We start from the raw sequence: 21,108 nt of genomic DNA, 5'->3' as shown, positions 1-21,108 counted from the left end.
CCCCATCTCATGAAGTTCCTCGACCAAGCCAAGATCTACGTCCGCTCCGGCAACGGCGGCGCCGGATGCGCGGGCTTTCGCCGTGAGAAGTTCATCGAGTTCGGCGGTCCGGACGGTGGCGACGGCGGCCGCGGCGGCGACGTGATCGCCGAATGCGTCGATGGGCTCAACACGCTGATCGACTATCGCTACGCCCAGCACTTCAAGGCCGAGACCGGCCATCACGGCATGGGCAGCCAGCGCACCGGCGGCGCCGGCAAGGACATCGTGCTGCGCCTGCCGCGCGGCACGCAGATCTTCGCCGAGGACAACGAGACCCTGCTGGCCGACATGACCGAGATCGGCCAGAGGGTTGTCATCGCCAAGGGCGGCGACGGCGGCTACGGCAACCTGCACTACAAGACCTCGACCAACCGCGCCCCGCGCCGCGCCGATGCCGGCTGGCCGGGCGTGGAGCTCGCGCTGTGGCTGCGCCTCAAGCTGATCGCCGACATCGGCCTGGTCGGGCTGCCCAACGCCGGCAAGTCGACGTTCCTCTCCACCAACACCAACGCGCGGCCCAAGATCGCCGACTATCCGTTCACGACGCTCCATCCCGGCCTCGGCGTGGTGAAAGTCGGCGACGGCTCCGACGCGCGCGAGTTCGTGATGGCCGACATTCCCGGCCTCATCGAGGGCGCCCATGAAGGCGCCGGCCTCGGCACGCGCTTCCTGGGCCATGTCGAGCGCTGCCGGGCGCTGCTGCATCTGGTCGACGGCACGCAGGACGACGTCGTCGGCGCCTATCGCACCGTGCGGACCGAGCTCAAGGCCTATGGCGGCAACCTGGCGCGCAAGAAGGAAATCGTGGCGCTGAACAAGACCGACGCGATGACTCCCGAAGACATCGAGGCCAAGCGTGCCCTGCTTGCCAAGGCCAGCCGCAAGACGGTGCATGTCATCTCCGCGGTCTCCCGCCAGGGCGTGACGCCGCTGCTGCACGAGCTGATGAAGCTGGTCGACAAGCAGCGCTCGCCCTCCCGGGACGCAGCATGACACCGCTTGCCGGCGCGCGGCGGCTGGTCGTCAAGATCGGCTCCTCGATCCTGGTCGACGAAACGAAGGGCGAGGTCCGGCGCGACTGGCTCGAGGCCCTGACCAACGACGTCGCCCGCCTGCACAAAGGCGGCTGCGAGGTCGTGCTCGTCTCGTCCGGCGCCATTCGACTGGGCCGCACGCATCTCAAGCTGGCCGCCGGGCCGCTGCGCCTCGAGGAGAGCCAGGCGGCCGCCGCCACGGGACAGATCCGCCTCGCCCAGGCCTATCAGGAGGCGCTGGCGCGGCACGGCATCACCGTCGCGCAGATCCTGCTGACCCTGAACGATTCCGAGGAGCGCCGCCGCTATCTCAACGCGCGGCAGACCATGGCGACCCTGCTGGGGCTGGGCGCCATCCCGGTGATCAACGAGAACGACACGGTCGCGACCGACGAGATCCGCTTCGGCGACAACGATCGCCTGGGCGCCCGCGTCGCCGAGATGATCTCGGCCGACACGCTGGTGCTGCTGTCCGACATCGACGGTCTCTATACCGGCGATCCGCGCAGCGACGCCTCGGCGACCTTCATTCCCGAGATCCGCGAGATCACGCCGGAGATCGAGGCGATGGCCGGCGTCGCCGCCTCCGAACTGTCCAATGGCGGCATGGTGACCAAGCTGATGGCCGGCCGCATCGCCATGGCCGCGGGCTGCCGCATGGCCATCGCCGACGGCCGCAAGGTGGGCGCGCTGGGCGCGCTGATCGACGGCACCGCGCGCTGCAGCTGGTTCCTGCCCGAGGGCTCGCCCCTGTCGGCGCGCAAGAAGTGGATCAAGGGCTCGCTCAAGCCCGCCGGCACGCTGATCGTGGACGATGGCGCGGTGCGCGCGCTGTCGACCGGCAAGAGCCTGCTGCCGGCCGGCGTGACCGCGGTGGCGGGCGAGTTCCGGCGCGGCGACGTGGTCGACGTGAAGGATCGCGGCGGCCGCGTGCTGGCGCGCGGCCTGGTCGCCTATGCCGCCGAGGATGCGCGCCGCATCGCCGGCCGCAAGAGCGTCGAGATCGAACATCTGCTGGGTTTCCGCGGCCGCGATGAGATCGTCCATCGCGACGACCTCGTGGTCGAGTGAAGCGACGGAGCACGCCATGAACGTCCAGACCAAGCCCGCCGCCGAAGATGTCGTGGCCATCGTCGCCGAGCTCGGCCGCCGCGCCAAGGCCGCCGCCGCTTCGCTGCGCACCGCCTCGACCACGGCCAAGAACGCCGCCCTTCTGGAGGCCGCGCGTCTGATCCGCGCCGAGAAGGATGCGATCCTGGCCGCCAATGCGCGCGACATCGAAGCGGCAAAGGCCGCCGGCATGACCAGTGCGCTGCAGGACCGGCTGCTGCTCAACGAGGCGCGCATCGAGGCGATGGCCAAGGGCCTCGACGACATCGCCGCCCTGCCCGATCCGGTCGGCGCGATCATCGAGGAATGGCGGCGGCCCAACGGGCTGGCGCTCAGCCGCGTGCGCGTGCCCATCGGCATCATCGGCGTGATCTACGAGGCGCGGCCCAACGTCACCGCCGATGCCGGCGCGCTGTGCATCAAGTCGGGCAACGTGGTGGTGCTGCGCGGCGGTTCCGACAGTTTCCATTCTTCGCGCACCATCGTCGAGCTGCTGCGCCGCGCGCTGGCCGGCGCCGGCCTGCCCGAGGATTGCGTGGCCCTGGTGCCGACCACCGACCGTGCCGCCGTTGGCGAGATGCTGCGCGCGATGGATTGGCTCGACCTGATCGTGCCGCGCGGCGGACGCTCGCTGATCGACCGCGTGACCGAGGAAAGCCGCGTGCCGGTGCTGCGCCACTATGACGGCATCTGCCACGTCTATGTCGACCGCGACGCCGACATCGCCATGGCACGCGACCTCGTGGCCAACGCCAAGATGCGCCGGGTCAGCGTTTGCGGCGCCGCCGAGACGCTGCTGATCGACCGCGCCGCGCTCGACACGCACCTGAAGCCGGTGCTCGAGAAGCTGCACGAGCTCGGCTGCGAAGTGCGCGGCGACGACGAGGTGCGCGCGCGCGACCCCAAGGCGCTGGCCGCCACCGAGAAGGACTGGCGCACCGAATATCTCGAGCCGATCATCTCGGTCGCCACGGTCGACGGCGTCGCCGGCGCGATCGAGCACATCGCGCGCTACGGCAGCCAGCACACCGAATCGATCGTCACCGACAACGAGGCGACGGCGCTGCGTTTCCTGGGCGAGGTCGACAGCGCCATCGTGATGCACAATGCCAGCACCCAGTTCGCCGATGGCGGCGAATTCGGCCTGGGCGCGGAGATCGGCATCTCGACCAATCGCATGCACGCGCGCGGCCCCGTCGGCCTGGTCGAGCTGACCACCTACAAGAACATCGTGCGCGGCAAGGGCACGCTGCGCCCGTGAGCAGATCGTCGTGAGCCTGCACCCGATGCCGGGCGTGTCGCGCGCCACGACCCGGCGCATCGGCCTGCTGGGCGGCTCGTTCAATCCGGCGCATGCCGGCCATCTGCACATCAGCCTGGAAGCCCTGAAACGCCTCGGCCTCGACGAAGTGTGGTGGCTCGTGTCGCCGCAGAACCCGCTCAAGAGCGGCGACGGCATGGAGCCGCTGCCCACGCGCGTGGCCCGCGCCCGCCGGATCGCCCGCCATCCGCACATCCGCGTCGAGGCACCAGAGCTGCTGCTTGGCACGCGCTATACGCTCGACACGGTGCAGGCGCTGAAGCGCGTTTACCGGCATGCGAAGTTCGTGTGGCTGATGGGCGCCGACATCCTGCCACAGCTCGTGCACTGGGCGGGCTGGCGCGATCTGTTCGCAGCCGTGCCGATTGCCGCCTTCGCGCGGCCGGGCTGGGGCTACACGGCTCTGGCCGCCCCGGCGCCGCGCACTTTCGAGCGTTTCCGCCTGCAAGCCACCGAGGCCCGCCGGCTCGCCACTTGCGAGCCGCCGGCCTGGTGCTTTATCCCGAGCAGGTTGGATGAACATTCCGCGACGGCCATCCGCGCCGGGCGGCCACCACGGACCAGATCGAAAGGAAAGACCATCCCCGCCCAGACCCGCACGCTTCCCGATCGAAGCAAAGACTCCGACGCGCTCCTCGAGCTGGTGCGCCAGTCGCTCGACGACAACAAGGCCGAGGACGTCGTCGTCATCGACCTCAAGGGAAAATCGGCCTTCGCCGATTACATGGTGATCGCCTCCGGCCGCTCGACCCGCCAGGTCGTGGCCATCGCCGAGAACCTCGCCGACAAGCTCAAGCAGAGCGGACGCGGCTACATTCCCGTCGAAGGCAAGCAGACCGGCGACTGGGTGCTGGTCGATGCCGGCGACGTGATCGTCCACGTCTTCCGCCCCGAAGCACGCACCTTCTATGCACTCGAAAAGATGTGGGCGCTCGAGGACGAGGCCGCCGCGAAGCCGGTCAAGAAGGCCACGGTCAAGAAAGCCGTCGTCAAGAAACCCGTCGTCAAGAAGGCGGCCGGCAAGCCCGCGGCCCGACGCAAGCGCGCGCCCTAGCTCTGGCCGCGTGAGCGCCGCTTGAAGATCACGATCGCCGCCATCGGCCGCGCCTCGCGCGGGCCGGAGCGGGACCTCTACGACCACTATGCCGGCCGCATCCGCTGGCCGCTCGTGCTGCGCGAGCTCGAGGAGAAGCGGAAGCTGCCCGCGCCCCAGCTCATGCAACGCGAGGGCGAACTGCTGCTCGACGCGGCACCGGCCGGCGCGACCCTGGTGATGCTGGACCGCCGCGGCAAGACGCTGGACAGCGAGGCTTTCGCGGCCCGCCTGGGGGGATGGCGCGACACCTCGGTGTCGGACGTGGCCTTCCTGATCGGCGGCGCCGACGGGCATACCGAGGCGATGCTGAAGAAAGCCACGCTCATCCTGTCATTTGGCGCCATGACCTGGCCCCATCTGCTGGCCCGCGGGATGCTGGCCGAACAGATCTACCGCGCCCAGCAACTTCTCGCCGGCCATCCCTATCATCGCGCCTGAAAAGGCGATTTTGCCTCTGTTCTGACGAAAAACCGGGGCTACATTGGCCTCATGCACCCATTCTCCCGGTGGCTCCTGGCCACTTCGTCCGCCCTCCTCCTGGCAGCCGCTTCGAGCGCCGCGATGGCCCAGTCCACGGCCCCGGCCACGCCCGTCGAAAAGCCGGCGGCGAAGCCCGTGCGCAGCATTCCCTACGTGTCGATCACCGGCGAGGACGGGAAGCAGCGCCACTACGAGACCAACGCCATTCCGCTGCTCTTCCATCGCGCCTGCTTCGGCTGGCGGATGTATCTCGGCGGCCCCAACCGGGTCGTGTCGCTGAAGGAGGTGCTCACGACCTCGCAGCCGGCCGAACAGGTGATCGCGGGCCCCGAGACCGAGGTCAGCGCCGACAAGACCAAGGCCACGACCCGGATGCTCGAGACGGTTCAGGACGGCGTGCTGCAGCGCTCCTGGTGCATCATTCCCGGCGATCCGGCCGGCACCTATACCTATGACGTCAGCATCGACGGCGAGCCGCGCGGCGAGTTCGTGTTCTGCGCCATCGAGGTGCCCGACCAGAATCCCAACACCGATCCGCGCGAGTTGAGCTGTCCCAACAAGTTCAACGCCGTCGAGCGCGCCCAGCCCCAGATCCGGAAGGCCTCGTAATGGCGTCTCCTGCTCCGCGTCCCGTCCTGCTGTGCATCCTCGACGGCTGGGGTCATCGCACCGATCTGTCGAACAATGCCATCCTGGGCGCCCGCACGCCGAACTTCGACCGGCTGGTCGCGACCTGCCCGCAGGGCCTGATCGACGCCTCAGAGAGCTTCGTCGGGCTGCCCAAGGGCCAGATGGGCAATTCCGAGGTCGGGCACATGAACCTCGGCGCCGGCCGGGTCGCCGTGCCGGACCTGCCGCGCATCGACAATGCGATCGAGGACGGCACCCTCGCCAGGAGCCCGATCCTCGCCGAGACGATCGCCCGGCTGAAGCAGAGCGGCGCGGCCCTGCACCTGATGGGCCTCGCCTCGCCGGGCGGCGTGCATGCCCATCAGGACCATCTGGTCTTCCTCGCCAACCTGGTCGCGGGCCAGGGCGTGCCGGTGTGGATCCATGCCTTCCTCGACGGGCGGGACATGCCGCCGCGCAGTGCGCTGGAATGCCTCGATCATATCCAGGCGGGCCTGAAGCCCGGCCTGCCGATCCGCTTCGCCACCGTGATCGGCCGCTTCTATGCCATGGATCGCGACAAGCGCTGGGAGCGCGTGACCGTGGCCTACGACGCGATGGTCGACGCGAAGGGTGAGCGCGCGTCGACGGCCCGGGATGCCGTCGACAGGGCCTATGCCGCCAAGCTCGACGACGAATTCGTGCTGCCGACGGCGATCGACGGCTACACCGGCATGAAGGACGGCGACGGCCTCCTGATGTTCAACTACCGCTCGGACCGCGCGCGCGAGATCCTGACCGCGCTGCTCGATCCGCGGTTCGACGGGTTCAACCGCAACCGCGTCGTCGCCTTCGCCGAGACGGTCGGCATGGTCGAGTATTCGGCCGCGCTCAATCCGTTCCTGAAGACGCTGTTCCCGCCTGCGATCATCAGGATGGGTCTGGGCGAGACGGTATCGCGCGCCGGCCTGAAGCAGCTGCGCATCGCCGAGACCGAGAAGTACGCGCACGTCACATTCTTCTTCAACGGCGGCGAGGAGCGCGTGTTCGAGGGCGAGGAGCGAATCCTCGTGCCGTCGCCCAAGGTGAAGACCTACGACATGAAGCCGGAGATGAGCGCGCCGGAAGTGACCGACAAGCTCGTCGAGGCCATCGGCTCGGGCACGTTCGACCTGATCGTCGTCAACTACGCCAATACCGACATGGTGGGCCATACCGGCGACCTCGGCGCGGCCACCCGGGCCGTCGAGGCGGTCGATGGCTGCCTCGGTCGCCTCATGCAGGCGATCCAGGCGGCCGGCGGCGTCATGTTCGTCACCGCCGACCACGGCAATGCCGAGCAGATGTATGACGAGCACTCGCATCAGAAACACACCCAGCACACGTTGAATCGCGTACCGGCGCTGCTGTTCAACGGCCCGGCCGCGATCCATTCGCTGTCGGACGGGAAGCTGGCGGATGTGGCGCCGACCATGCTGGCGCTGATGGGCGTCCCGCAACCTGCGGAAATGACCGGCAAGTCGCTGCTGTCGACCGCCGCGCGGCCGGCGGTCCTCACCGCCCCGCGCGCAGCCGCCGCGGCCTCTGCCTGATTTGTGAAGCGGCGCCGGACCCCGGCGCCTTGATCCTGCCAAAGACGCCCCTGTATCCTCCCACCCACGCTGAAACACCGGATTGCCGGCCCTCAAGGCCCCTGGCGACTCCCTCCTGAAGGCACCCAAATGACCTTTCTGCGCTTCGCATCCCTCGCCACGGCCGTGGCTTTCCTGGCCACACCCGCCCTCGCGCAGACCAAGGCCGATCCGAAGGCCGCCGGTGGCGACAAGAGCGAGCTCTACCAGCAGCTCAACCTGTTCGGCGACGTGCTCGAGCGCATCCGCCGCGACTATGTCGAGCCGGTCGAGGAGAAGCAGCTCATCGAGAATGCCATCAACGGCATGCTGAGCGCGCTCGACCCGCATTCCAGCTACATGAACCCCAAGTCGTACAAGGACATGCAGATCCAGACGAAGGGTGAGTTCGGCGGCCTCGGCATCGAGGTCACGATGGAGAATGGCGTCATCAAGGTCGTGTCGCCGATCGACGATACGCCGGCCTCGAAGGCCGGCATCCTCCCGGGCGACCTGATCTTCGCACTGGACGGTGAGCCGGTGCAGGGCCTCACCCTGCAGGAAGCGGTCGAGAAGATGCGCGGCAAGGTCGGCGCGCCGATCAAGGTCTCGATCCGCCGCGGCACCAAGGATCCATTCGACGTCACGCTGACCCGCGAGACCATCAAGGTGAAGCCGGTCAAGTTCCGCCTCGAGGGCGGCGACATCGGCTATATCCGCGTCACCTCCTTCACCGAGCAGACCACGCCGGGCGTCCTCGACGCCGTCGAGAAGCTCAAGAAGGAAGCGGGCAACAAGCTCAAGGGCTACATCATCGACCTGCGCAACAATCCGGGCGGCCTGCTCGACCAGGCGATCGCGATGTCGGACGCCTTTCTCGACAAGGGCGAGATCGTCTCGGTCAAGGCGCGCAAGAACGACGAGGTCCAGCGCTGGAACGCCAAGCCGGGCGACGTCGCCAACGGGCTGCCCATCGTCGTGCTGATGAACGGCGGTTCGGCCTCGGCCTCGGAAATCGTGGCCGGCGCGCTGCAGGACCATCGCCGGGCGATCGTTCTCGGCACCCGGTCCTTCGGCAAGGGCTCGGTCCAGACCATCATGCAGGTAACGGGCGGCGGCGCGATCCGCCTGACCACGGCCCTTTACTTCACGCCGTCGGGTCGCTCGATCCAGAAGGAAGGCATCAAGCCGGACATCGAGGTCGAGCCCGCGAAGATCGAGAACATCCAGCAGCGCTCCAGCTTCCGCGAGGAGAACCTGCGCCGCTCGATCACCAACCCGAACGAGAAGCCCGTGGCCCCGCCGCCGCCGGTGAAGCCCGCCGACGGCAAGCCGGAAGCCGGCAAGCCCGGCGACAAGACCGACGACAAGGCGGCCGGCCAGACCACTCCCCAGGCAGCCCCGCCGGTCGATCCGGACGAGCCGCCGAAGGAGCAGGCAGCCGACTACCAGCTGCTGCGGGCGGCCGACCTGATCCGCGGCATCTCGCTCTACAGCAACAAGGCCAACTGATCGGCCTGCGAGGATGACGGCGTGGCCATGCCCGGCGAACCCTCCAGCCGGCGCGTCGCCCTGGTCGCGAAGCCGCGGCCGGACCGGCGTGGCCTCGTTGCCGCCTACCTGCTCGTCGTCGGCCTGATCGCGGGCACCGCCGGAGTGGCGTTCGGCGATCTGCGGGTGGTTGCCCCACAGATCGTCGACAGCGCCGTCGCGGCTTCACCGTCGTCCCCCACAACCGGGACCGCGCCAGAAGCGGAACCGGCGCCGGCAGCGGCCGCGATCCAGTCGCTGCCCCTGCCCCGCCGCACCGGCCCCTCGGGCTTCCGTACGCCGCCGCCCGAGGACCTCGCGGGACTGATCGAGACCACCGACGACGGCCAGCGCCTGCCGCGCATCTCGCCGTCCGGCTGGATGCCGTGGATGGCCTATGCGCGGCGCTTCGACCAGGCGGGGGCCCCGGCGCGCCTCGGCCTGCTGGTGATCAATGTCGGGGTCAACGAGGCCGCGATGCGCCGCGCGATCGACGATCTCCCGCCCGAGGTCAGCCTCGCCTTCCTGCCCAGCACGCCAGACCTGCCGCGCCGGCTCGCGCAGGCGCGCGCCTCGGGGCACGAAACCTATCTGATGATGCCGACCGACGATCCCGCCCTCGCCGAGCGCGGCATCCGGCCGATCGAGGCTACGGTCGATGCCGCGGAGAACGTGCGCCGCCTGCGCGCCACCCTGGCGCGCGGCGAAGGCTATGTCGGCCTGGTCATCCCGGCCGCCGACCGGGCGGCCCAGTCCGAGGCGGTGATGCGGCCGGTGATCGCGGAAATCGCCGCGCGCGGGCTCGCGCTGATCGAGATCAATCCCGCGCCGGGCGTGACGCCGATCCAGCGACTCACCGCAGAACTGGGCGTCGGCTACGCGCGCAGCTCCGACGTGCTCGACTACAAGCTCGCGGGCGACGGGGTGGGCGGCAACATCGACCGGCTGGCCGCCTGGGTCGCCGAAACGGCGCCCGACCGGCCACCCCGCCACGCCTTCGGCGTCATGCAGCCGGAGGACGAGGCGATCACCGCCATCGCCGCCTGGTTCAAGGGCCAGCAAGGCACCACGGCGCTCTCCTTCGTGCCCATCATCGGACATTTCGAATGCCGCGACGCCTGCATGACCCGCCTGCGTGCCCAGCCCGCCCAGCTGCGCCCCTGACGATGACTCCTCCGCTTCCCACCATGACGGGCCGTCCCGAGGAGTATCGCCGCAATGTCGGGATGATGCTGATCGCGCCCGACCGCCGCGTCTTCGTCGGCTGCCGCGCCAATCAGCCCGATGCCTGGCAGATGCCCCAGGGCGGCATCGACAAGGGCGAGACGCCGGTGGAGGCCGCCTGCCGCGAACTGCACGAGGAGGTCGGCACGACCCGGGCGCTGCTGCTGCGCGAGAGCGCCGGCTGGATTTCCTACGAGGTGCCGGCGGATCGCCGGCCGGCCTACTGGAAGGGCCGGTGGCGCGGTCAGGCCCAGAAATGGTTCGCCCTGGCCTTCACCGGCACGGATGGCGACATCGACATCCATGCCCACGACCAGGAATTCGTGGCGTGGCGCTGGATCGCGCCCGCCGAGCTCACATCGCTGATCGTGCCCTTCAAGCGCGCCGTCTACGACGCCGTGTTCGCGGAATTCGCCGACCTGATCTCTTGAGAAAGTCCGGTCGCTAGGCCCCCTGCGCGGCCAGCTTGGCGGCGTTGCGGCGGAGGAACCAGAGGCCAGCACGGGTCATCAGGGTGTTGAGCCGGCCCTGCGGCTCAAGCCCAACCGCCTTCAGCACCATGGCCATGGCGCGCTGAACGTGGGTCTGCCGGTAGAGCGGATAGGCGCGGCGGGCATACGCCTGCATGTTGCGCTTGCGGTCGTAGACCGCGCCCGCCGGCTCGTTGGCCGCGAAATAGGCATAGGCCAGCTCGTCGTCTTCGCTCTCGGCGAGGCGGCCCCAGCCGATGCGCAGCCGCGACCAGCGGTTCAGGCGGTCGCGCTTCAGGCAGCGATTGAGATGTTCGTAGAACAGCTTGTAGTGGCGGAACTCGTCGGCGGCGATCTTCTGGCAGACCTGCTTCAGCACCGGCTCCTCGGTCGCGTCCTTGAGGGCGCTGTAATAGGAGCTGGTGCCGGTCTCGACGATGCAGCGGGCGATCATCTCGCCGGCCTGGCTGCCGCGCACCGATTCACTGACATGCAGCGGCAGCGTATAGCCGGTGCGGAACCGTTCGAAGGCCGCGTCGAAATCCCACGACGGATCGGCAAGCTGAGCCCAGCGGCCCAGCGCCATCCCGTGCTGGACCTCCTCGACCACCCAGTTCTGCACGTCGTCCATGAACGCGGCATCGTCGGCGAAGACCCGGCCGAGATAAATGCCGTAGTCGCCGCCGTTCCGCTCCACCAGGGCCGCAGCCTTGATGTTGCGGAGGATTTCCGGATCCACCTTCGACGCGTCGAAGCGATCCCATGCGATCGTCTCGAGTGTCCAGCTAGCCATGAACGAGCCCCCTCGGCGCGTTGTCTTACCAGCGTAATAAAGCGACCTCCGGTCCGCCTTTCAATGGCAGACCGGAGTACTTTTAGACTGGAAAATGCGCAGTAGCGCTGAAATCAGCGGCTGGCGTAGAAGGCCTGCGCGCGCTTCAGATCCTGGGTAATTGCCAGGTTCTTCTCGGCGGCGGCCTTCTGGGCGGGCGTGTCGGCGTCGGCAATGTCGCTGCGCGCCGCGCGCTCGCGCTCGTCGAGCTGGGCGGCGGTCATCTGTTCGAACGGCACCGCCTCGTCGGCCAACACCGTGCAACGCTCCGGCGTGACCTCGGCGAAGCCGCCGGCCACCAGGAAACGCTGCTGGACCTTGCTGCCCTGATAGACCTCGAGGACGCCGGGGCGAACCGTCGAGATCAGCGGGGCGTGGCCCGGCAGGACACCGAAGTCGCCTTCGCTGCCCGGAACGACCACCATGTCGGCCTCGGTCGCGATAAGCTCGCGCTCGGGCATCACCAGACGGAAGGAGACCTTGGCCATGTGCTTAGGCCGCCTCGGCCGCGAGCTTCTTGGCCTTGGCGACGGCTTCCTCGATCGTGCCGACCATGTAGAAGGCCGGTTCCGGCAGCTCGTCGTACTCGCCGGCGAGGATGCCCTTGAACGCCTTGATCGTGTCCTCGAGCTTCACGAACACGCCCGGCGTGCCCGTGAACACTTCGGCGACGTGGAACGGCTGGCTGAGGAAGCGCTGCATCTTGCGGGCGCGGCTCACGACCAGCTTGTCCTCTTCCGAGAGCTCGTCCATGCCCAGAATGGCGATGATGTCCTGCAGCGACTTGTACTGCTGCAGCACGCGCTGAACGGAACGGGCGATGTCGTAGTGTTCCTGGCCGACGACGCGCGGGTCGAGCATGCGCGAGGTCGAGTCGAGCGGGTCGACGGCCGGGAAGATCGCCTGTTCGGCGATCGAGCGGCTGAGCACGGTCGTCGCGTCCAAGTGGGCGAACGAGGCGGCAGGCGCCGGGTCGGTCAAGTCGTCGGCGGGCACGTAGATGGCCTGCACCGAAGTGATCGAGCCCTTCTTGGTGGAGGTGATGCGCTCCTGGAGGCCGCCCATGTCGGTGGCCAGGGTCGGCTGATAACCCACCGCCGACGGGATACGGCCCAGCAGCGCCGACACTTCCGAGCCGGCCTGGGTGAAGCGGAAGATGTTGTCGACGAAGAACAGCACGTCCTGGCCCTCGGCGTCGCGGAAGTACTCGGCGACGGTGAGGCCCGACAGGGCGACACGGGCGCGGGCGCCCGGCGGCTCGTTCATCTGGCCGTACACCAGAGCCACCTTCGAGCCCGGACCGTCGAGCTTGATGACGCCGCCCTCGATCATCTCGTGATAGAGGTCGTTGCCCTCGCGGGTGCGCTCACCGACGCCGGCGAACACCGACACGCCGCCATGCGCCTTCGCGACGTTGTTGATCAGCTCCATGATCGTCACGGTCTTGCCGACGCCGGCGCCGCCGAACAGGCCGATCTTGCCGCCCTTGGCGTAGGGCGCGAGCAGGTCGATGACCTTGATGCCCGTGACCAGGATCTGCGCTTCCGTCGACTGCTCGACGAACTCGGGCGCGCTGCGATGGATCGGCAGGGTGGTCTTGTTGCCGACCGGACCGCGCTCGTCGATCGGCTCGCCGATGACGTTCAGGATGCGGCCGAGCGTCTCCGGACCGACCCGCATCTGGATCGGCGCGCCGGTATCGACGGCCTTCTCGCCGCGGACCAGACCGTCGGTCGTATCCATCGCGATGGTGCGAACCTCGGATTCACCGAGATGCTGGGCGACTTCCAGCACGATCAGGCGTCCGTCGGCATTCACGTGCAGCGCGTTCAGGATGTTCGGCAGGTCGGCGTCGAAACGCACGTCCACGACCGCGCCCGTGATCTGGGTGATCGTGCCGATGTTGTTGGTAGCCATAGCGGATCCCTTTCCTTCGATTGCGTGGCAGCCGGCCTAGACGGCCTCGGCGCCCGAGATGATCTCGATGAGTTCCTTGGTGATCGAGGCCTGGCGCGAGCGGTTCATCTGCAGCGTCAGTTTCTTGATCACGTCGCCTGCGTTGCGCGAGGCGTTGTCCATGGCCGTCATCTGCGAGCCGTAGAAGCTCGCCGCGTTCTCCAGCAGGATGCGGAAGATCTGGACGGTGAGATTGCGCGGCAACAGGTCGGCGAGGATCTCGCCCTCGTCCGGCTCGAACTCGTAGATCGCACCGCCGGCGGCGGCCGGTGCGGCCGACGCTTCCGGCATCGGCGGCGGGATGAGCTGCTGCACGGTGACGATCTGGGTCATCGCCGACTTGAAGTGATTGAAGATCACCTTCGCGACGTCGAATTCGCCCGCCTCGTACATTTCCGTGACGCGCGCGGCGACCTTCTGGGCGTCCGCGAAAGACAGGCGCGGCCGGCCGAGATCGGTCATCGTCTCGACGATCATGGAACCGAAGTCACGACGCAGCTGCTCGCGGCCCTTACGGCCGACGCAGAAGATCTTGACCGTCTTGCCGTCGGCAAGCAGTGCGCGGATCTGACGGCGCGCCTCGCGCACGATCGTGCTGTTGAAGCCGCCGCACAGGCCACGGTCGCCGGTGGCGACGATGACGAGATGCACCTGGTCGGAACCGGTGCCCACCAGCAGTCGCGGACCGCCGGAAGCGCCCTGGAAGCTTGCGCCCAGCGACGCCAGGATCTTGTCCATGGACTCCGCATAGGGGCGGGCCGCGGCGGCCTGCTCCTGCGCACGCCGCAGCTTGGCGGCTGCAACCATCTTCATGGCCTTGGTGATCTTCTGCGTCGACTGGACGCTTCGGATCCGGAGCCGGTAGGTCTTGAGACTGGGCATCTAAACCTGCGAGCGCCTTAGGCGAACTTCTTGACGAAATCGCCGAGGAACGCCTTCAGCTTGTCGTCGGTCTCCTTGACGATCTCGCGCTTCTCGCGGATCGACGCGAGGATCGAGCCCTCGGCCCGGATCGCGTCGAGCAGCTGCTGCTCGAAATCGTTGACCTTGTTCACCGGCAGCGTGTCGAGGAAGCCGCGGGTACCGGCGTAGAGCGAGATGACCTGCTCCTCGACCGGCATCGGCGCGAACTGGCCCTGCTTCAGCAGCTCGGTGAGGCGCTGACCGCGCGCCAGCAGGCGCTGGGTCGAGGCGTCGAGGTCCGAGGCGAACTGGGCGAAGGCCGCCATTTCGCGATACTGCGCCAGCTCCAGCTTGATGGTGCCGGCGACCTGCTTCATCGCCTTGATCTGCGCGGCCGAGCCGACGCGGCTGACCGAGAGGCCGACGTTAATGGCCGGACGGATGCCCTGATAGAAGAGCTCGGTCTCGAGGAAGATCTGGCCGTCGGTGATCGAGATGACGTTCGTCGGGATGTAGGCCGAGACGTCGCCGGCCTGCGTCTCGATGATCGGCAGCGCCGTGAGCGAGCCCGAACCGTTCTTCTCGTTCAGCTTGGCAGCGCGCTCGAGCAGGCGCGAATGGAGATAGAACACGTCGCCGGGATAGGCTTCGCGGCCCGGCGGGCGGCGCAGCAGCAGCGACATCTGGCGATAGGCGACGGCCTGCTTGGAAAGATCGTCGTACACGATGACGGCATGCATGCCGTTGTCGCGGAAGTACTCGCCCATGGCGCAGCCGGTGTAGGGCGCCAGGAACTGCATGGGGGCCGGGTCGGACGCGGTGGCGGCGACGACGATGGAGTATTCCAGCGCGCCATTGTCCTCGAGCGTCTTCACGATCTGGGCGACGGTCGAGCGCTTCTGGCCGATGGCGACGTAGACGCAGTAGAGCTTGCGGCTCTCGTCGGTGCCCTTGTTGATGCCCTTCTGATTCAGGAAGGTGTCGATGGCAACGGCGGTCTTGCCGGTCTGGCGATCGCCGATGATCAGCTCGCGCTGGCCACGGCCGACGGGAACCAGCGAGTCGACGGCCTTGAGGCCGGTCTGCATCGGCTCGTTCACCGACTTGCGCGGAATGATGCCCGGAGCCTTGACCTCGACGAGACGGCGCTCGGTCGACGCGATCGGGCCCTTGCCGTCGATCGGGTTGCCGAGACCGTCGACCACGCGGCCGAGCAGGCCCTTGCCGACCGGAACGTCGACGATGGTGCCGGTACGCTTGACGGTGTCGCCTTCGCGGATCGTGCGATCCTCACCGAAGATCACGACGCCGACATTGTCGCTCTCGAGGTTCAGCGCCATGCCCTTGATGCCGCCGGGAAACTCGACCATCTCGCCGGCCTTGACACTGTCGAGGCCGTAGACGCGCGCGATACCGTCACCGACGGAGAGAACCTGGCCGACCTCGGCCACTTCGGCCTCGGTGCCGAAATTGGCGATCTGCTGCTTCAGAATGGCCGAGATTTCGGCGGCACGGATATCCATTAGGCAACTCCCTTCATGGCAAGCTGCAAGCGCTGCAGCTTGCTGCGGACAGACGAATCGAACAGGCGCGAGCCGACCTTCACGACGAGACCGCCGAGAATGTCGGGTTCGACGCGAGCGTCGATGGAAACCTTGTTGCTGCCTAGCACCGAGCGCAGCGAGTCGCTGAGCTGCTGCAGCTGGGCGGGCGAAAGCGGAACGGCCGAGGTGACCGTAGCGGTGGTCTCGCCGCGGCGAGAGGCCAGCTCGGCGAGGAACGCCGCAGCCATGGCCGGCAGGTCGCGGGCGCGGCCGTTGGCGGCCACAGTACCGACGAAATTGCGGGTCAGACCGGAAATGCCGGCGGCATCGAGTACGGCCAGCAGGGCCTTGCTCTGCAGGGCGCGTGGAATGACCGGGCTGGCAATGAGCCGGGCGAGATCGGTGCTCTCGGCGACCATCTTGCGAAAGGTGGCGAGGTCCTGCGCGACCTGATCGAGGGACTTCGAGCCGTCCGCGAGCTCAAAAAGGGCGCTGGCGTAGCGTCCGGCAACGCCGGTGGTTGCGGTGGTCACGTCGAGAGCCTCTCCCCTGCCGCGGAACGCAGCCGGCAAGCCATTGAAATTACACGCTTTTCTTCAGCAGAACGCCCTGCGTCGCTTGCCGCCCCACCCCGGAAAAGCGCGCGTTGCTACCATGCTGCATTTCCCGGCGCAACGTCGGCAAAGCACTGTTCTACAGCGGTTTTTCGGCGCGGGGGGTCTCAGAGGAAGGAATAGGGGTCGACATCGACCTGCAGCCGGACCGAACCGGGAAGCCCGATCCGCGCGAGCCAGGCGTGCAGCAAGGGCTGCACGGCCGTGTCGCGGCCGGCCTTGAGCAGGAAGCGCCGCCGGTGCCGCCCCCGCAGCAGGGCCAGGGGTGCGACCGACGGCCCCAGGATCGTGACGCCCTCCTGCTGCGGGGCATGGCGGGCGAGCGCGGCACAGACATTGTCGACCGCGGCGGGATCCGGCCCGGAAATGATCAGGGAGGCCAGCCGGCCATAGGGCGGCATGCCGGCCAGGGCACGGTCCTGCAGCTCGACGTCGACGAAGCGGTCGCGATCGCCCGACACCAGCGCCTGCATCACGGGATGTTCGGGATTGTGCGTCTGGACCAGCGCCCGGCCCGGCCGCCCGTCGCGACCGGCGCGGCCCGCAACCTGATAGAGGAGCTGGAACGTCCGTTCGGCCGCGCGCAGGTCGCCGCCGTTCAGGCCGAGATCGGCATCGATCACGGCCACCAGGGTCAGGTTGGGGAAATGATGGCCCTTCGCCGCCATCTGCGTGCCGATCAGGATGTCGATCTCGCCCTTCTCCATGCGATCGACCGCCGCCGACGCCTCGTCGCGGTTCATCAGGCTGTCCGAGGTGAAGAGTTCCAGCCGCGCGTCGGGAAAGAGCTCCAGTGCCTCCTCGGCCAGCCGTTCGACGCCGGGGCCGCAGGCGACGAACTGGTCGACCGCGCCGCAGTGCCGGCAGGTGTGCGCCGGCGGTTCCGAGTAGCCGCAATGATGGCAGACCAGGGTGCGACGAAAGCGGTGCTCGACCAGCCAGGCGGAGCATTGCGGACACTCGAGCCCCGAGCCGCAGGCGCGGCAGAGCGTGATCGGCGCATAGCCGCGGCGATTGAGGAACAGCAGCGTCTGCTCGCCGGCTGCCAGCGTCTCGCGCATCGCCTCGACGACCGGCGGCGAGAGCCAGTGCCCGCGCGACGGCGCATCGCGCCGCAGGTCGATGGCCTTCAGCGCCGCGAGCCGATGCCCGCCATGCCGCCCCGGCAGATGCACCTCGCCGTAACGGCCGGATTTCACGTTGACGACGCTTTCGAGCGACGGCGTCGCCGATGCCAGCACGATGGGTGCGGAAGCCAGCCGCGCGCGCACCACCGCCATGTCGCGCGCATTGTAGACGACACCCTCGTCCTGCTTGAACGAACTGTCGTGTTCCTCGTCGACCACGATCAGGCCGAGGTCGGCGAAGGGCAGGAACAGCGCGGACCGTGCGCCGACCACGACGCCCACCCGCCCCTCGGCGATGGCGCGCCAGGTTTCGCGGCGCTCCAGGCTCGTGAGCCCGGAATGCCAGGGCGAGGGCGGCGCGCCGAAGCGGTCCTCGAAGCGCTTCAGCCACTGCGCCGTGAGCGCGATCTCAGGCAGGAGCACAAGCACCTGGCGGCCGGCCGCCAGACAGGCCGCGATCGCTTCGAAATAGACCTCCGTCTTGCCCGCGCCGGGCACGCCGTCCAGCAGGGTCGCCGAGAAGGCATGGGCCTTCACCTTGGAGACGAGCCCGTCGGCCGCGATCTTCTGCGCCGGCGACAGGGTCGGCCCCGCATGCAAACCATCGGGCTGCGGAAAGGATCGGCGCACGATGCGTTCCTGCGCTGCCAAGAGCCCGAGCAGGGCCATGCTCTTCACCACCGAGGGGCCGACGCCTGCAAGATGCGCCAGTTCGGCTGCAGCCATCGCCGGCCCGTCCTTCAACTGCTCCAGCACGCGACGACGCGCGGCCGTGAGCTTGAGCGCCGTATCGTCGGTCGCCGCGGCCGGGCGATAGACGAGTTCGGTCTTGGGCGCCTCGAGCGCCGATGGGACGCTCATCGCCATGCGCAGCACGGCACCTGCAGGCATCAGCGTATAGGCCGACACCCAGTCGACGAAGCGGCGCATCGCGTCGGCCATGGGCAGTGCGGGAAGAACCGAGATCACATCGCGCAGCTTCTCCGGCGCGACGTCGCCCGTGCCCGCGCCCCAGACGACGCCGATGGTCTCGCGCTTGCCGAGCGGCACGACGACGAAATGCCCCGGCAGCAACGCCATGCCTTGTGGGACACGATAATCGTAGGCATCCCCGAGCGGCAGCGGCAGAAGCACCTTGATCGTGTTTTCCACCGCATGGAGACGCGACGACGCGTTCCCCTTGGCTTGTGGCTCCGAAGGGGAATCGCTAGAAATTGTGGTAACGGGCGAGTCCGAATCACCGGCCATTGGGGTAGTTTATATGAAGTTCTTCGTCGATACCGCCGATGTCGCCGATATCACGGATCTCGCGGCCTCCGGGCTTCTCGACGGCGTGACGACCAACCCCTCGCTGATCGCCAAGTCGGGCCGCCAGATGCTCGACGTCATCAAGGAGATCTGCGCCATCGTCCCGGGCCCGGTCAGCGCCGAAACCGTCGCGACCGACCACAAGACGATGCTCGAGGAAGGCCGCAAGCTGGCCAAGCTCGCGAAGAACGTCACCGTGAAGGTGCCGCTGACGCCGGACGGGCTCAAGACCTGCAAGGCCCTGACCTCCGAAGGCACCATGGTGAACGTCACCCTGTGCTTCTCGGCCGCGCAGGCCCTGCTGGCCGCCAAGGCAGGCGCCACCTTCGTCTCGCCCTTCGTCGGCCGGCTAGACGATATCGGCCAGGACGGCATGCACCTGATCGGCGAGATCATGACGATCTACCGCCAGTATCCGCACTTCAAGACCGAGGTTCTCGTCGCCTCGATCCGCCATACCCAGCACGTGATCGCCGCCGCCAAGCTCGGCGCCCATGTCGGCACCCTGCCGCCCAACGTGCTGCGCCAGCTCTTCAAGCACACTCTGACGGACAACGGTCTCAAGGCCTTCCTCGACGACTGGGCCAAGACCGGCCAGTCGATCCTCTGACCCGGAGACGGGCGCATGGCCAATGACGGTACGATTCCGGCGCCCGACGGCTCGGGCCGGCAGGTGAAGCTGATCACCGCCGACGACGTCGTGGCCTATCTCAAGGCCCACCCCGACTTCTTCGACAAGAACGGCGAGCTGGCCGCCGAGATGGGCGTGACGCCGCGCGTCCAGGGGCCCGGCGTCATCGACATGCAGCAGGCGATCCTGAAGCGCCTGCGGGGCGAGATCGAGAAGCTCAAGGTCGAGCGCACCGAGATCATCGCCAACTCCAAGCAGAACCAGATCGTCCAGAACCGCATCCAGGCGGCGGTCATCAGCATCATCCAGGCGACGACCTTCGAGAAGATGATCCATGTCGTGACGCACGAGCTGCCCGAGCTGCTCGACGTCGACTTCATCACGCTTGCGATCGAAGCCAATGCCGATGCCCCCAAGCGCGTGCCGGTGCGCGGCGTCTATGTGCTGGCACCGGGGGCAATCGATGCCGCGATCGGGCCGGACAAGCATGCCCGCCTGCGCTCCAGCATCGTGGGCGAGGAAGCGTTCTTCGGCGACGTGGCGCGCTTCGTGAAGTCCGACGTGCTGATGCGCCTGCAGGTCTCGTCCGGATCGCCCGACGGCGTCATGTGCTTCGGCGCCCGCGATCCCGAAGCCTTCGGACCGGAGATGGCGACCGAGCTCCTGTTCTTCCTGTCCAAGGTGCTGGAGAACACGATTCGCGCCTGGCTCGACCTGCCCGAGTAGCTTCGAAGTGAGTGTCGCAGACGCACTGGCGGCGTGGCGCGACTGGCTGAAGAGCGAGCGCCGGCTCGCCGACCACACGCTCATCGCCTACGAGCACGACGTCGCGACGTTCCTCGGCTTCATGGCGACCTATCTCGGCGAGGCGCCGACTCTCGCGGCGCTGGCCCGGCTGAAGCCCGCCGAGTTCCGCGCCTGGCTGGCCGAGCGCTCGCGCCAGGGCATGGCGCGCTCCTCGACGGCGCGGGCCTTCTCCTCGGTGCGTTCCTTCTTCCGCTTCCTCGACAAGAACGGCCTCGCCCACAATGCGAGCATCGCCATCATCCAGACGCCCAAGCTGCCGCGCTCCGTGCCAAAGGCGCTGAGCGAGCGCGACATGGAGGATCTCCTGGCGGCCGAACCCGACCAGGAGCGCGCGCCGTGGATCGACCTGCGCGATGCCGCGGTGCTGATCCTGCTCTACGGCGCCGGCCTGCGCATCGGCGAGGCGCTGGCACTCACCAAGGCCGAGGTCGACGAGCTGCTGAAGAGCGGCCGCGACACGCTTGCCGTCACCGGCAAGGGCAACAAGACGCGGCTGGTGCCCTTGCTGCCGCAGGCCCTGCAGGCGCTCCGGAAATACCGCGATGCCTGCCCGTGGCTGGCCACAGCGAAACCCGCCGACCGCGTCTTCATGGGCGCGCGCGGCGGCGCGCTCGATCCCGCCATCGTGCAGAAGCGGGTGCGCGAGATCCGCCGCGAGCTCGGCCTCGCCGAGAGCGTCACGCCGCACGCGCTGCGCCACTCCTTCGCCACCCACCTGCTGGGCGCCGGCGGCGACCTGCGCACCATCCAGGAACTGCTGGGCCACGCCTCGCTGTCGACGACCCAGCGCTACACCGACGTCGACGCCGCCCGCCTCGCCGCCGTCTATCGCGCGGCCCATCCGCGCGCCAAGGGATGAC

The 21,108-nt window shown here is 68.2% G+C and carries 20 protein-coding genes; 13 read left to right on the top strand and 7 right to left on the bottom strand.

Features of this window, described 5'->3' with window-relative positions; translation table 11 throughout:
- The first annotated feature begins 9 nt into the window (after positions 1-9).
- The 10 genes from obgE to ACO07I_RS20535 all read left to right on the top strand — a co-directional run bounded on the left by obgE (position 10) and on the right by ACO07I_RS20535 (position 10,487).
- Positions 10-1,035, top strand: a complete 1,026-nt coding sequence (obgE, locus tag ACO07I_RS20580) for a GTPase ObgE (protein WP_422010601.1) — start codon at positions 10-12, stop codon at positions 1,033-1,035.
- Positions 1,032-2,147: a glutamate 5-kinase gene (gene proB / locus ACO07I_RS20575; RefSeq protein ID WP_422010599.1), complete on the top strand. Its 1,116-nt coding sequence runs from the start codon at positions 1,032-1,034 to the stop codon at positions 2,145-2,147. The genes obgE and proB overlap by 4 nt, the downstream gene beginning before the upstream one ends.
- Before the next feature lie 16 nt (positions 2,148-2,163).
- Entirely contained in the window at positions 2,164-3,447 is a 1,284-nt protein-coding gene (locus ACO07I_RS20570) for a glutamate-5-semialdehyde dehydrogenase (RefSeq protein WP_422010597.1), read from the top strand.
- 10 nt (positions 3,448-3,457) lie between these two features.
- On the top strand, positions 3,458-4,561 hold the full coding sequence (locus ACO07I_RS20565; RefSeq protein ID WP_422010595.1) for a nicotinate-nucleotide adenylyltransferase: 1,104 nt from the start codon (positions 3,458-3,460) through the stop codon (positions 4,559-4,561).
- A 21-nt stretch (positions 4,562-4,582) separates the two neighbouring features.
- Complete coding sequence (gene rlmH, locus ACO07I_RS20560; protein ID WP_422010593.1) at positions 4,583-5,041, top strand: 23S rRNA (pseudouridine(1915)-N(3))-methyltransferase RlmH; 459 nt, start codon at positions 4,583-4,585, stop codon at positions 5,039-5,041.
- 123 nt (positions 5,042-5,164) lie between these two features.
- The gene (locus ACO07I_RS20555; RefSeq protein WP_422010591.1) at positions 5,165-5,692 is read left to right on the top strand and encodes a hypothetical protein; all 528 of its coding nucleotides are present in this window, start codon (positions 5,165-5,167) and stop codon (positions 5,690-5,692) included.
- Positions 5,692-7,284, top strand: coding sequence for a 2,3-bisphosphoglycerate-independent phosphoglycerate mutase (gene gpmI, locus ACO07I_RS20550; protein WP_422010589.1), 1,593 nt, complete (start codon positions 5,692-5,694; stop codon positions 7,282-7,284). Before ACO07I_RS20555 ends, gpmI begins: the two co-directional genes overlap by 1 nt.
- Positions 7,285-7,413: 129 nt before the next feature.
- Complete coding sequence (locus ACO07I_RS20545) at positions 7,414-8,814, top strand: S41 family peptidase (RefSeq protein WP_422010587.1); 1,401 nt, start codon at positions 7,414-7,416, stop codon at positions 8,812-8,814.
- Between the two features lie 27 nt (positions 8,815-8,841).
- Complete coding sequence (locus ACO07I_RS20540; RefSeq protein ID WP_422010585.1) at positions 8,842-9,996, top strand: divergent polysaccharide deacetylase family protein; 1,155 nt, start codon at positions 8,842-8,844, stop codon at positions 9,994-9,996.
- Positions 9,997-10,019: 23 nt separating this feature from the next.
- Positions 10,020-10,487, top strand: a complete 468-nt coding sequence (locus tag ACO07I_RS20535) for an RNA pyrophosphohydrolase (protein ID WP_422010583.1) — start codon at positions 10,020-10,022, stop codon at positions 10,485-10,487.
- A gap of 13 nt (positions 10,488-10,500) precedes the next feature.
- Here the strand turns inward: ACO07I_RS20535 and ACO07I_RS20530 are convergent, their stop codons facing one another.
- The 7 genes from ACO07I_RS20530 to ACO07I_RS20500 all read right to left on the bottom strand — a co-directional run bounded on the left by ACO07I_RS20530 (position 10,501) and on the right by ACO07I_RS20500 (position 18,654).
- Positions 10,501-11,319 carry a ferritin-like domain-containing protein gene (locus tag ACO07I_RS20530; RefSeq protein WP_422010581.1) on the bottom strand — a complete coding sequence of 273 codons (819 nt, stop codon included), beginning with the start codon at positions 11,317-11,319 and terminating at the stop codon, positions 10,501-10,503.
- Between the two features lie 113 nt (positions 11,320-11,432).
- A complete protein-coding gene (atpC, locus tag ACO07I_RS20525; protein ID WP_298309385.1) occupies positions 11,433-11,846 on the bottom strand; it encodes an ATP synthase F1 subunit epsilon in 414 nt (137 codons plus the stop codon).
- Between the two features lie 4 nt (positions 11,847-11,850).
- A complete protein-coding gene (gene atpD / locus ACO07I_RS20520) occupies positions 11,851-13,275 on the bottom strand; it encodes a F0F1 ATP synthase subunit beta (RefSeq protein ID WP_324504425.1) in 1,425 nt (474 codons plus the stop codon).
- A gap of 36 nt (positions 13,276-13,311) precedes the next feature.
- The gene (locus tag ACO07I_RS20515; protein ID WP_422010579.1) at positions 13,312-14,196 is read right to left on the bottom strand and encodes a F0F1 ATP synthase subunit gamma; all 885 of its coding nucleotides are present in this window, start codon (positions 14,194-14,196) and stop codon (positions 13,312-13,314) included.
- A gap of 17 nt (positions 14,197-14,213) precedes the next feature.
- Positions 14,214-15,740, bottom strand: coding sequence for a F0F1 ATP synthase subunit alpha (atpA, locus tag ACO07I_RS20510; RefSeq protein ID WP_422010577.1), 1,527 nt, complete (start codon positions 15,738-15,740; stop codon positions 14,214-14,216).
- Entirely contained in the window at positions 15,740-16,294 is a 555-nt protein-coding gene (locus tag ACO07I_RS20505) for a F0F1 ATP synthase subunit delta (RefSeq protein WP_422010575.1), read from the bottom strand. The genes atpA and ACO07I_RS20505 overlap by 1 nt, the downstream gene beginning before the upstream one ends.
- Positions 16,295-16,482: 188 nt before the next feature.
- Positions 16,483-18,654 (bottom strand): primosomal protein N', encoded by a 2,172-nt coding sequence (locus ACO07I_RS20500; RefSeq protein WP_422010573.1) that lies wholly within the window; start codon positions 18,652-18,654, stop codon positions 16,483-16,485.
- Positions 18,655-18,763: 109 nt separating this feature from the next.
- On the opposite strand from ACO07I_RS20500, the gene fsa reads away from it, so the two are divergent.
- From fsa to ACO07I_RS20485, 3 genes are read left to right on the top strand one after another with little or no spacing between them, the layout of a single operon-like run.
- Entirely contained in the window at positions 18,764-19,420 is a 657-nt protein-coding gene (fsa, locus tag ACO07I_RS20495) for a transaldolase family protein (protein WP_422010571.1), read from the top strand.
- Between the two features lie 15 nt (positions 19,421-19,435).
- Positions 19,436-20,167, top strand: coding sequence for a DUF484 family protein (locus ACO07I_RS20490; protein ID WP_304851307.1), 732 nt, complete (start codon positions 19,436-19,438; stop codon positions 20,165-20,167).
- A gap of 7 nt (positions 20,168-20,174) precedes the next feature.
- Complete coding sequence (locus tag ACO07I_RS20485; protein WP_422010568.1) at positions 20,175-21,107, top strand: tyrosine recombinase XerC; 933 nt, start codon at positions 20,175-20,177, stop codon at positions 21,105-21,107.
- Position 21,108: the final 1 nt, after the last annotated feature.

It is taken from the genome of Reyranella sp. (genome assembly GCF_965227665.1).
Taxonomy (GTDB): Bacteria; Pseudomonadota; Alphaproteobacteria; order Reyranellales; family Reyranellaceae; genus Reyranella.
Note: the sequence above shows the minus strand (reverse complement) of the source record. Positions and strands in the feature narration are given on the sequence as shown.